This window comes from Mesorhizobium sp. M7A.F.Ca.AU.001.01.1.1 (assembly GCF_004022735.1).
Classification (GTDB): domain Bacteria; phylum Pseudomonadota; class Alphaproteobacteria; order Rhizobiales; family Rhizobiaceae; genus Mesorhizobium; species Mesorhizobium ciceri.
Genome location: NZ_RZPF01000129.1, coordinates 1 through 11,281, shown reverse-complemented (window position 1 = coordinate 11,281; position 11,281 = coordinate 1). Strand labels below are relative to the sequence as shown.

The window sequence follows — 11,281 nt, the reverse complement described above, 5'->3', positions numbered from 1 at the left end:
TTGACGCCGACATCCGGCGCCCGACCATGACCCCCTCGCGGCTTCTGAGCCAGTCGGGAGCCCTCGACCTACCGTGCCAGGACCCTGTCCGTCTCAACATCGTTCGTGCTGCGGGGCGGCCGTTCGACATCCTTTCCAGTTCGACCGTGGACGCCAGACACCTCCTGGCGCCTAGCAAGATGGAGGCGTTCCTCTCGGAGCTAGCCGCTAGTGACCTTGCCGCCAACGGACTTCCTGCCTACGACATTGTCATACTCGACCTGCCGACGCTTGCCTCGGGTGCCGACGAACTGATTGTCGGATCTGTCCTGGACGGCGTGGTGATCGTTGCCGAGTGGGGCAAGACACAGGTCCAGACGCTGCAGGAACTTGTCAAGACGTTGCAGGCCTGCAGGACCCCGATACTAGGCGTACTCTTGGCCAGGGTCCGCGCGCCCAAGCGCCGCAAAGCATGAAACCGTAGCGAGACATTCTCCTTCGGAAGTTGCAAAAAGTCTAGGAGGATCATTCCTTGGGATTAGGGGGATAGCCCCTGAGCGTCACGCTACCTCCTTTGCCCTTCTTGTCGACAACCTCCGACCTTGGAAGAGTGCAACAACAAGTCGAAACAGCGATTGTTCCATGACAACGAACGCCTTCGAGTCACATCAGGCAGCCCCGATCTGGGTTCAGCCATCTCTGCCTATCCCGTCCGACAGCCGAACGGCAGTCCTGCACGTCCTTCCCGCATCCGACAACAACGGTGCCGGGGCAGTGTTGACGGACCTTTCGCCCGCGCTCAGCTTGGGAACGACGAACCCTCCTGTGGGCGGTCTCCTGAAGCGCATCATGGATCTGGTAGTAGCATTCACGGCGCTTATGGTTGCCGCGCCGGTAATGATTGTCGTTGCTCTGCTGATCAGGATGACGGCAGGAGGCCCGGCAGTGTTCTCGCATAGCCGCATCGGCTTTGGCGGAAAGCCATTCGATTGCTACAAGTTCCGCTCGATGGTCACCAATTCGGACGAAGTTCTGAAGTCATTTCTCGACAGCAACCCTCAAGTCAGGTTGGAATGGGAGGAGACCCGCAAGATCAGGAACGACCCCCGCGTCACGGTGCTTGGGTGGATGCTGCGTAAGTCGAGCCTCGACGAACTCCCGCAATTGTTCAACATCATCCGCGGCGACATGAGTTGTGTGGGTCCAAGGCCCATCGTCAAGGACGAACTAAAATGCTACGGCGACCACTTAGGGGAATACCTTCGGGCAAAGCCCGGGCTCACCGGTCTGTGGCAGGTGAACGGAAGAAGCAGCATGGACTACGCCAACCGCGTGAAGCTGGACTGCCAGTATGTGCGGAACTGGTCGGTTTGGCTCGATATCGTGATCCTGTTCAGGACGGTTTTCGCAGTCATACGTTTCGACCGGGCTTCCTGAAGTCCCGCCGTGTCACCTTTCCTTGCGCTTCCGGTGGACGGACAGGGACAGACCGATGATATAGGCGCCAGCCAAGACGAATGACAGTATCAGGAACTTAGTGACGGTCACGTAGCCCGGCAACCCGAGCCCATTCCAGGCAAAGCTTCCGACCACAAGCAGCGCAGTCGCCGCGATCAGCGCAGGAGCCTTGAAGCGCAGTCCCATCAGAACGCCTGCCGCCGATATAGCGATTACACTCATGAGCACCGACATCTCCAGTGATACCCGCAGGAACTGATCGCCTCACTGCGGCAGGGAAGGCATCGTCAGCGTGCCCACTGATATGCGGCCTCAAAGTGCAAGGCAAGTGCCGCCGGAAATTGCTAGCATGGTCGGCCAGATCATTGAACTTGAAGCGAACCAGTTCAAAGAAAGGTGCGCGGCGGTTTTCCGTGTGGAACAGCAGAAAAACAAGCACCTGCAGCGAGCTGGCAGCTCCGCCCACTCTGAACCGCTCTGGCCATGACGCCGGCGCGTTCTTTACCCGTCCAGGCGGCCACCAACGGTCTCGGGTTCGGGGGTCATGTCGAAGGCGTTGCGAGCCGGCACCCGCGCCAATCATGAAGCCTGTCAATTGGTACCTTGAACAGAAACCGTCCCTGCCTGGACGTCGTCCTCTACAGGTAGAGCAGCCAAGCCGGACGGCGGGGCGGGGATATCGATCTTCACGGTATCGCCTGGCTCGATCGGCGTCGTTTCCTCAGCCGTGAGTTCTTGCGAGCCGCTGTCCGTCGTCCTCACGATCTTGAAGATCGGCTTGGCCCTTTCGGCGCGCTCTCTAAGGGCGAGCAGAGCAGGGGCCGTGACCTCGGTATCGTGCAACAACTGCACCGCGGTGTTGGCCTTGCTGGTCACTTCATTGAGCTGCAGTTGCGTCTCGCGCAAGGCAGCAGCGACTTCGCTGGCTTGGCTATTGCCGAGGTTGAGGATCTCGATGTCGGTCTTGCTTATCTCCTGCCTGACTCGCAAGAGCGAGGTCTCGGCAACCAACCTGTCGCTCTGCATCTGTGCGACCGTTCCCTGTAGAGAGAGTTCCCGCGGTGCAACCGCCAGCCCCTTCTGGACAAGGGCCGAAACACCCGCGAGTTCCTTCTGGATAAGTTCGATCTGTTGGTCGTGGAAGGCCATCTGCTGGCCGAGCGAGGTCAGTTCCTTTTCGAGGAAATCCTTGAGTTCGCGCAGGGCACGGAGTTGCGTCGCCATGGCGTCCTTGCGGACGGCGAAGATCTTGCGCTCCTGCTCCATCGCCACCGCGACCGTCTCGTTCGAAGCTCTGTCCTTCAGTTGCGCAGGGAAGGCGATGTCGTCGCTGCCAGCTAGTTCTGATTCCAGCCGTGCTTTGCGAGCGAGCAGACTGACGTTGCTCAGCGCCAACAAACCCACATCGCCCTGACCCACGATGACTTCACGCTCGAGCCTCGACATGTCTTCCTCGCGTGTTCGCAGGCCGCCGGCGATTCCCAGCGCCTGCAGCACCGTCAGCCCGGGCCTGTAGGGGAACTCGCCTGGCTGCGTGACGTAGCCGACAATGTAGAACGGCCTGTACTGGACAATCTCGACAGCGACATCCGGCTGGCGGCCGAGGCCCATGTGCTGCATCAGGCGGTCGCCGATCGCGCGGGCGAGGTCGCCGGGGGCGGTGCCCTGCGCGCGTATCTGGCCGACAAATGGAAGGAAGAGCGTGCCGTCGGCACCGACGACGAAACTGTCGTTGAGAGCCGTCCATTCGAAGATCACGTCGCGTGATGCGCGCCATTCGTAGACCTTGAGCCTGACCTTGTCCTGAGGTCCGAGGAGGTACTCGGCAGCCACCGTCGGCAAGGGGCAGGCAGCCGCCGCCAATGAAGCCGCCGCCACTGTCACAAGCCATTTCCGCATTGTCTTCCCACCTTCAGATTTTCAGGATGTATTCGGGTTCGATTCGTCCCATGGCGATGTGCCGGATCGCCAGCATGTTACCCCTGAGCCTGCCCCTGCGATCGATATACGGCTCAGGCCGCAGGCTCTTTGCGAGATTCGCGGCGATATTCCTGAACATCAGCGGAAGAGCGAAAGAGGCCGGAACGGAGCCCTTCCTGATCAGATAGATCGCATTCGCAACCTGGGAGTAGCCGAACCGCTCGCCGCTGACCCGCCCTGTCTTGATACCGAGATGGACGCCCGTGATCGCGGTCACGCAGACCACGCGGCCTTTGGATCTCATTTGGCTGGTGAAGTCGATGTCTTCCTGCCAGCCGTACAAGACGAGGCGCTCGTCGAAGCGCAAGTCGCCCACAAGCGAGGAACGCAAGGACATGTTGCATCCGTATGCTCCGACATGGTCGACCACCGGCGGTCCATCATGTTTTTTGCCCTCGTTTTCCCGCAAGGCGGCTTCGGCATTTTCCCAGGTGAGGCCAGCATTCGTGGCACCGTCCCTGACGACCGTGCCCATCACCACCGCCCATCCGTCATTTTCCACGAAAGCTTTCTCGACCTGCTGCAGATATTCGGCGGACGGAACGAAATCATCGTCGAAGAATGTGATGATGTCGAAGCGCCCCAGGGAAGGTACGAGAGCCCTGTTCCGCTGGGCAGCCAGTCCTTTCGGTCCGAAAACGAGTGACACCTGGAAAGGACAGCTTTCCGGCAGGTCGACATGCGAGGCGTCGGGCGCCGACACTATGACCTCATCAGGAAGCCTCGTCTGGCCGCCCAAATATCCAAGCAAACGCCCGACCTGTCCGCTGCGGCCAAGCGTCGGGATGATCACTATGAGTCTCATGCTCGATCCAGCTTCGGTTCCGCCGAAACCTAGACCGACGAGTGGACCGACACAGCCTGCATAAAAGGAGACGGGAGGAGCCTGGCCTACCGCCGGACACAGGCTTTCGGAGTATCCCGGTGACGGACCACATCCGCAAGTATTAGATGGCCATGCGCCCGTAGCGGTGTGTAGCCGATCGGACAGCTTGCCGGAGCAACGACATGGAATGGAGACTGCCAGCCTTATGAGGCTAGGGGGAACCATGCTCCACGAACGCTCTTCCGATTTGGCCGTCGCTGCCAAGATCGATGTATCCATCGAAGAATTGCCGGCCGCGCCGGGGCCCGGCTTCGACAGCAATGCCAGGATAGCGATCGTTCATGACTGGTGCCCGAATTTCCGGGGAGGGGAAAGGGTTCTTGCGCAAATCTGCAAGCAGTTCCCCAACGCCGAGGTCTTCACGCTTTTCGATTTCCTGCCACAAGAGGTGAAGGAGCAATATTTCCACGACGTGGAATTCCATACGTCTGCGGCCAACCGGATACCGATGGTCCATAAATTCTATCGATCCCTCTTCTTTTTCTGTCCCTTTCTGATCGAGCAATTCGACGTGACGGGCTACGACGCGGTGATCTCGTCGTCGGCCGCCTTCTCGCGCGGCGTCATCACCAGGCCGGACCAGCCGCATCTGTGTTATGTGCACAGTCCCGTCCGCTACGCCTGGGATGAACAATTTTCCTATCTTCAGCAGGGACGGCTTGGTTTCGGCCCCAAGGGAATGCTCTATCGCTACATGCTCCATCGCCTGAGGACATGGGATACGAGAACCGCGCACGGTCCGGACCTGATGCTGGCGAACTCGAATTATGTCCGCTCCCGTATCCAGCACATTTACGGGCGCCAGGCGCGCGTCGTTTTCCCCCCGGTCACACTGGGCGAATTGCCTTGTGTGGAGGATAAGGACGATTACTACGTTTCAGCGTCCTTCCTCGCCCCCTACAAGCGCACCGACCTTGTCATCCGGGCCTTCAACGAAATGCCGTCGCGGCGACTGGTCATCGTTGGCGAAGGGCAGCAATCAGCCTGCTTGCGGGCGCTTGCCGGTCCCAACGTCACCTTCTCGGGCTACCTGCCCCGGAAAGACTATGTGGACACGCTGGCGCGGGCGAAGGCGATGGTGTTTGCGGGCTGCGAGGATTTCGGCATAGCGCTGGCCGAGGCACAGGCCTGCGGGACGCCGCTGGTCGCGTTCGGTCGCGGCGGCGCCGTCGACATCGTACAGCGGCTAGGATCATCCTCCGAGCCGACAGGAGTGCTGTTCAAGGCTCAAACGGTCGATCACCTCAAGCAGGCAGTGGAACGGTTCGAAGAGAATAGCCATGCCATTGCGCCGCGCGCTTGCGCCAGAAATGCAGGACGTTTTTCAGAAGAGAACTTCGACCGCGCGATCCTGGAATCGCTAGACGCCGTCCAGGCACTTCACGAGATCATGTGAATTCGGGAGCCCTGACGATCTTCGTTTCCGTATCGACGCCGTCTGCGGCCGCCATCGCCTGGAGATAACGCAGGCCCGTCGCCCTCCAGCTGTATTCCGCGGCTCTCGCCTTTCCCTTGCCCATCATCTGAGCGCGCAGGGCCTGAGAAGTGCGAAGCTGCACGAAACTGTCGAACCATGCGTCCTGGTCGTCTGGGGATGCAAACAGCGCTGCATTGCCGCAGACTTCAGGCAGGCTGGCGCGGTCTGAAACCACGACAGGACAGCCGACGGCCATCGCCTCGAGGGCTGGGAGACCGAAGCCCTCCGTGAGCGAGGGGAAAGCCAGGCATAGCGAGTCCCCGAGGAGGGCCGCCAACTCGCCATCCGAAATGCGGCCGAGCCAGTGGATGTTTCGCGCTTCGGTCCTGGCGGATCCTGACCTAAAGACGCGCGAATCCGACATGCCGACAATCGCGATTCTGAGTCCGGCTTCGCCAAGACGATCAGCCATGTTCAGGAGGAGATCCAGATTCTTGTGAGGTGCGGTACTGCCGATCAGGACAACGGTTTCCCGCGAGGCCGCCAGCCGCGTCTGTGCTGAGTGTTCAGGCTCCCACCGCAAGGCATGCTCATGGCCGTTCGGCGCCACGAAAGCCCGCTCTGCCGGGATGACGTCGCGGCGAACCAGTTCATCCAAGGAGTAGTTGGAAACGGTCGAAATACCGCACGCCGTCTTGCCGAGGGCGGGCAACAGATTCCTGTAAAGAAGTCTAAAGGCAAATGAATAGCTCTGCGGGGCATTCCAGACGTTTGCATCATGGACGCAGACGATATGCTTGCGGGAAAGCAGCGGCCCTGTGTTGCAGAGGCTGAGCAGTCCGCTGCCATCCAGGGATGAGGGGAGCTGCACCTGTTCCCAGGCATGCCCGTTCATGCCGCCGATCTCTCGACGCTCGATGCAAGCCAGGGGGAAGTCTCCGGACCCTGGAGGGTGGAGCAGTGCAAGCTCGAGGCCGCGGGTCAGCGGGTTCTGCTCGGCCAACAAGGTGTCGAGAGCGCGCACGACCTCGCGCGCGTAACGCTGAACGCCTGTTGTCGGCTGCGAAAGAAACCGCCCATTGATCGTCCAACGTCGCGCCATGTCGTCCACCCCTTGGAACTTTCAGTGTGGAACCGTCAAGACGCCAGGTCACCATGGCCATCGGGTCATTCGGCTAAGTGGCAATCATCCGGATTGGCGACGTCGGACAGCGTACCTACCTCGAACGTTTAAGGGCCTTGGTGTTCCTGGGAATGCTAGTCTGCCTAGGGTGCCGGAAGGTCGGGGAAGCTGGACATGGCCAAGCTCGGGTTCGATACGAGGGAGTCGCCGCAACCAAGATCGGCCTGGCCGGCGAACAGACACCGTGCCGACACGCCCCTGGCCAGATCCGCTGTCGCCGGCGCCGACTTCCTGATCGGCCATCCCGCTGCGGTGTGCGCGGACCGGGAAGCGCCGAGACGGCGCTGGACGATAAATGGAGACTTCACGACGCTTCGGCCAACCGGTGTGGCCCGTTACGCCCGCGAGGTCACCTTGGCTCTCGACGCCCTCATTTCAGAAGGGCATCCGCTCGGTCGCGACCTGGAGATTGATCTCGTGGTGCCGCGTCCGCTTTCGGAACCTTTGCGCCTCGATGCCATCCCCGTCCGGGTCGTTCCTGAATTCAGCAGGCCGCGACTGCCGCAATTTTGGGTGCAGGCGCAGCTGCCCTGGCATGTGCCTGGAGGATTGCTGAGCTTCTGCAATCTCGCTCCCGTCGCGCTGAGGCGCCAGATCGCGTGTATCCATGACATGCACACAAGGCTCATGCCGTCGAGCTACGCGCGAGGATTCCGCTGGGCGCACCGCTTGATCCTGCCGGCACTTGGCAGGCAGGCCGCCCGCATCACGACCGTCTCGCAACTCTCACGCAGCCATCTGATCAAGTTCGGAATCGCGCCAGAAGAAAACATCGTCGTCACCTACAACGGCAGCGACCATGCGAACCGGTGGGATGCGGCGAGATCAACTCTGGCCGTCGACCGGAGCAGGCCGTATGTCCTCTGCTTGGGGAGGCGGGACCAGGAATATAAGAACATGGGGCTTCTCGCCAGGCTGGCCCCACACCTCGACGCGATGGGTCTTGACCTGTGGATGCCAGGCGATGTCGACGAGGCCACGCTCCTGAGGTACATCCCGCAAATGCCCGGAAACATCGTCCTTCCTGGCCGCATAGGGGACGACGACTTCAAGAAGGCGCTCGAAGGCGCCCTGTGCTTCCTGTTCCCGTCACGGATCGAGGGCTTCGGGCTGCCGGCGGTCGAGGCGATGGCTTCGGGCTGCCCGGTCGTGGCCTCGACCTCGCCATGTCTTCCCGAAATCTGCGGGGATTCGGCCCTTTATGCCGATCCCGACGACGTCCAGTCATGGGCCGAAGCCATCCGCCTGTTGATGCTAGCCCCAGACTTGCGGCAGCGTTTGGTTACCAAGGGGAACGCCAGGGCGAGCAGTTATTCCTGGCGGTGGATAGCGTGGAAATACCTCGAACTCATGATTCAGGTCGACGCCGATTTCGGGGAGTTCGGCGATTGACCGGCGGCCAGTCTTCGGATTGACCTCCAGGAGAGCACGATGGACGAGAACGACTTGCGAGCATTGGTGGCAGCCGCTCATCGCGCGCGCCGGCCTCGCCGTGTAACCACCGATCCTGGCCGCAGACCGAAACCCATGCCGACCATTTCGATCTGCATCCCGACTTACAACCGCTCGTCCATGCTGGCGGAATTGTTAGACAGCATCATCGCCCAAGCTTTGGAGGACGAGATCGAGGTCGTGGTCAGCGATGATGCTTCACCGGACAATACGGTCGCCGTGGCCGAAGGCTATAAGGGTCGCATCAAGCACTACACCTTGCTTTCCCAGCCGAAGAACTTGGGAGTGGACGGCAATTTCCTGGCGGTCGTGGAGGCGGCGAAGGGCGATTACATCTGGCTGATGGGCGACGACGACCATCTGGAACCGGGCGGGCTAGCACGGGTGCTGGAAGCGATCCGGCGTTGGCCCGGCGTAACCGGTCTAACGCTAGGCGTGATCGACTATGACGTGACGATGACGCGCCGGACCGGCATCCGTCGGATCCCGCCTACACAACTGATCGCCGATGCCGGTACGCTGTTCGCGACGATGGGTGATCTGCTGGGCTTCATGTCCGCCCTGGTGATAGACCGTGCCAAATGGAATGAGATCGCATCCGAGCCTAATGTCTCGGAATTCAAGAATTACTACGTCCAAGTTTATATCATCGGCCGTGTTGTCGAACGGTTTGGAAAATGGGGCGTGGTCCAAGAACCTTGTGTCGGCTATCGGTCGGGCAACGACCAGTTCAATATCAAGTTCGGGTGGCTGGATCGCCTGAAGATCGACGTTGCCGCCTATGATCAGATTGCTTTCGCGTTGTTCGCGGACACACCCGCTGTGTGCGAAGCGTTTCGCCGCCGGATATTTGATACGCACGTGATGGCGCGGTTGAACAACGCTAAAACTGCGGGGGGACGGACCATCGCGGTGAGCGCAGCGATCAGGTACCTGTACGGCCGTTACCATGGAATGCCGCACTATTGGACCCGCGCAGTGCCGACGCTCCTTGCGCCGCAATGGATCCTGCGGAACGCACGGTCCGCATACAAGCGGCTGTCGCCCAACTCGGGCGCGTTCCGAGCGCGTGAAATGTCCAACTGATAGATAGCGGCAGCGGGGGGTGCTACCAGATTGAGGATCGCGTCAATGGGCGCAAAGGATGAAGATCGTGCAGAAGAACGGACAGGCCACCGCGAGGCCGACCTCGTAACAGAACGGTTGAGGGCTGATCGCCGATGCATTGGACCATATGACTCAAGGGGATGCTGGGGTCCCTGGGGTGGGGCGATCTTCTCAACAATAGGCACGGTCAGCTTCGGACTGATAACCCGGGTGAACGCGGAATACCATCCGGCCGCCCGGACTGCTGGGGCAAGGAGGTTCTGGCACAATCCTCAGCTTTTGAGGCTCATATCCGCCTACGCCATCGGCTACATCCACATGTCCGGAGTGGTGAGCGCCGCCCATATTGAGCCGGGTGTCTTGGACATTTTCCGTTTCGGGACGGATCTGTTCATGGTTCTGGCCGGTTTTCTTACCGCGCATGTGCTTGGGAACAATGGCAGGTCGGCCGGCGCCTATTTGCGAACGAGGCTCATTCGAATCGTGCCCTTGTATTGGGGCGTCACGATTCTCGCATTTCTTGTCGAGAACTACGCGATGAAAAGCCATCAGAGGACCTTGTCCGAGCTTTTCATGTCGCTCGCCTTCGTCCCCTTCGGACCCTACCCCATCTTGTATCCGACGTGGACCTTGCTGGTAATCGTCGAATTCAGCCTGATCATCGCAGCTTTCCAACTCGTCAGCGTGAAATATGGGATCCTCTATTCCGCCGCCTTCGCGGTTCTTCTTGCGGTCGCGGGCGAGACATCAAGCATTGAGAACCCCATTTTCGTATTTTACACCAATCCGATCCTGATCGATTTCGCTTTCGGCATCGTCATCTTCAAGCTTTCCAACTCCGGGCTGTTCCCTTTCAAACTGCCGTGGAGCGGGGCCGTTACCCTCGCGGCGGCGGCAGTCGCCTTCGGAGCCTTAGCAGCAGTCTTGCGTCCTTTCTGTTGGCCGGCGCTGCCCCGTCTCCTCGCGCTCGGCATGCCGATGTCGGTCCTGTTGCTGGGGGTTGTCGCTCTGGAGCAGCTCGGTGTCTTCAGCGACTCCAAGCTCTTGAACTTTCTCGCCAAATGCACTTATGCGATCTACTTGACCCACTGGTTCGTGGCTATCGTATCCGAGAAGCTCGTTGCCGAAAGCGGAGATTCGGCGCGGCTCGCCTCGGTGCTGTTGTTCGTGACGCCCATGGCCGTCACCTGCGTTTCGGTGCTGGTTTATCTTTTTGCTGAAGTGCCGCTGACCCGATATCTCTCCGGCCGCTTCACAGACAGCTGAATGAGACGGAGAGGCTGGCGATGAGGTTGCACCTCCCCCTACGCCTTTGGTCGATTGTCATCCCCTAGCCTTTTAGACGGCATGACCTTCCAGCCGATTTGTTGGAGGATGGGCCCGGAAACCAAGTCTTTGTCCTCGATCGTGGCGTGGTGCCTGTGCTGGCCCACATCAGGTCGCTCCGATAACCGAGGCGACCAATCAGGTAAGGGGAGCCTGTGCTGATGCCCAGCATCAATGTAGTCATACCCTGCTACAACGCTGATCGGTTCCTCGCGCAATGTATACGCAGTGTGCTTTCGCAAGGCATCGACGATCTCCGGATTGTTGTTATCGATAACGCGTCAACAGACGACAGCGTGGAAGTGGCACGCCGACTTGCCGCCCAAGACAGCCGGGTTGAAGTCGTGTGCCACGCCAGGAATGTAGGGCCAATTGCGTCCTTCAACGAAGGCGTCGAGCTTGCGCGAGGAGACTACTTCATCCTTTTGTGCGCCGACGATCTCCTGACAGACGGCTCGCTCCAACGCGCCGTTGATGTCCTCGAAAGCAATCC

11 protein-coding genes and 1 pseudogene are annotated in these 11,281 nt (G+C 60.1%); 8 read left to right on the top strand and 4 right to left on the bottom strand.

The features are described from left to right. Positions 1 to 455: pseudogene (locus EN884_RS10730) on the top strand (hypothetical protein); the annotation flags it as partial. A gap of 166 nt (positions 456 to 621) precedes the next feature. Then, positions 622 to 1,416: a sugar transferase gene (locus tag EN884_RS10725; protein ID WP_244514449.1), complete on the top strand. Its 795-nt coding sequence runs from the start codon at positions 622 to 624 to the stop codon at positions 1,414 to 1,416. A gap of 12 nt (positions 1,417 to 1,428) precedes the next feature. Here the strand turns inward: EN884_RS10725 and EN884_RS10720 are convergent, their stop codons facing one another. Next, positions 1,429 to 1,659 (bottom strand): hypothetical protein, encoded by a 231-nt coding sequence (locus tag EN884_RS10720; RefSeq protein ID WP_127219079.1) that lies wholly within the window; start codon positions 1,657 to 1,659, stop codon positions 1,429 to 1,431. Between the two features lie 127 nt (positions 1,660 to 1,786). On the opposite strand from EN884_RS10720, the gene EN884_RS38610 reads away from it, so the two are divergent. Next, positions 1,787 to 1,924 carry a hypothetical protein gene (locus EN884_RS38610; protein WP_155924994.1) on the top strand — a complete coding sequence of 46 codons (138 nt, stop codon included), beginning with the start codon at positions 1,787 to 1,789 and terminating at the stop codon, positions 1,922 to 1,924. A 104-nt stretch (positions 1,925 to 2,028) separates the two neighbouring features. Here EN884_RS38610 and EN884_RS10715 read toward each other — a convergent pair whose 3' ends face one another. Continuing rightward, the gene (locus EN884_RS10715; protein WP_024505418.1) at positions 2,029 to 3,336 is read right to left on the bottom strand and encodes a polysaccharide biosynthesis/export family protein; all 1,308 of its coding nucleotides are present in this window, start codon (positions 3,334 to 3,336) and stop codon (positions 2,029 to 2,031) included. A 13-nt stretch (positions 3,337 to 3,349) separates the two neighbouring features. Then, positions 3,350 to 4,222: a glycosyltransferase family A protein gene (locus tag EN884_RS10710; RefSeq protein ID WP_063170851.1), complete on the bottom strand. Its 873-nt coding sequence runs from the start codon at positions 4,220 to 4,222 to the stop codon at positions 3,350 to 3,352. Between the two features lie 208 nt (positions 4,223 to 4,430). Between EN884_RS10710 and EN884_RS10705 the strand changes: the two genes are divergently transcribed. Then, positions 4,431 to 5,699, top strand: coding sequence for a glycosyltransferase (locus tag EN884_RS10705; RefSeq protein WP_245462210.1), 1,269 nt, complete (start codon positions 4,431 to 4,433; stop codon positions 5,697 to 5,699). Here EN884_RS10705 and EN884_RS10700 read toward each other — a convergent pair. Beyond that, complete coding sequence (locus EN884_RS10700) at positions 5,692 to 6,822, bottom strand: glycosyltransferase family 1 protein (RefSeq protein ID WP_063170901.1); 1,131 nt, start codon at positions 6,820 to 6,822, stop codon at positions 5,692 to 5,694. The genes EN884_RS10705 and EN884_RS10700 overlap by 8 nt on opposite strands. A gap of 195 nt (positions 6,823 to 7,017) precedes the next feature. Between EN884_RS10700 and EN884_RS10695 the strand changes: the two genes are divergently transcribed. The 4 genes from EN884_RS10695 to EN884_RS10680 form a co-directional block, all read left to right on the top strand. Next, entirely contained in the window at positions 7,018 to 8,295 is a 1,278-nt protein-coding gene (locus EN884_RS10695) for a glycosyltransferase family 1 protein (RefSeq protein WP_024505414.1), read from the top strand. A gap of 39 nt (positions 8,296 to 8,334) precedes the next feature. Further along, positions 8,335 to 9,441, top strand: a complete 1,107-nt coding sequence (locus EN884_RS10690) for a glycosyltransferase family 2 protein (protein WP_206516563.1) — start codon at positions 8,335 to 8,337, stop codon at positions 9,439 to 9,441. Positions 9,442 to 9,672: 231 nt separating this feature from the next. After that, complete coding sequence (locus EN884_RS10685) at positions 9,673 to 10,728, top strand: acyltransferase (protein WP_158515821.1); 1,056 nt, start codon at positions 9,673 to 9,675, stop codon at positions 10,726 to 10,728. A 221-nt stretch (positions 10,729 to 10,949) separates the two neighbouring features. Continuing rightward, the coding region (locus EN884_RS10680) for a glycosyltransferase family A protein (RefSeq protein WP_164894970.1) at positions 10,950 to 11,281 on the top strand (332 nt) is incomplete at its 3' end.

Coding starts and splice junctions, on each gene's coding strand:
- EN884_RS10705 (WP_245462210.1), top strand. CDS start 4,431: ATGGAGACTGCCAGCCTTATGAGGCTAGGGGGAACCATGCTCCACGAA.
- EN884_RS10720 (WP_127219079.1), bottom strand. CDS start 1,659: ATGAGTGTAATCGCTATATCGGCGGCAGGCGTTCTGATGGGACTGCGC.
- EN884_RS38610 (WP_155924994.1), top strand. CDS start 1,787: ATGGTCGGCCAGATCATTGAACTTGAAGCGAACCAGTTCAAAGAAAGG.
- EN884_RS10715 (WP_024505418.1), bottom strand. CDS start 3,336: ATGCGGAAATGGCTTGTGACAGTGGCGGCGGCTTCATTGGCGGCGGCT.
- EN884_RS10700 (WP_063170901.1), bottom strand. CDS start 6,822: ATGGCGCGACGTTGGACGATCAATGGGCGGTTTCTTTCGCAGCCGACA.
- EN884_RS10725 (WP_244514449.1), top strand. CDS start 622: ATGACAACGAACGCCTTCGAGTCACATCAGGCAGCCCCGATCTGGGTT.
- EN884_RS10695 (WP_024505414.1), top strand. CDS start 7,018: ATGGCCAAGCTCGGGTTCGATACGAGGGAGTCGCCGCAACCAAGATCG.
- EN884_RS10710 (WP_063170851.1), bottom strand. CDS start 4,222: ATGAGACTCATAGTGATCATCCCGACGCTTGGCCGCAGCGGACAGGTC.
- EN884_RS10690 (WP_206516563.1), top strand. CDS start 8,335: ATGGACGAGAACGACTTGCGAGCATTGGTGGCAGCCGCTCATCGCGCG.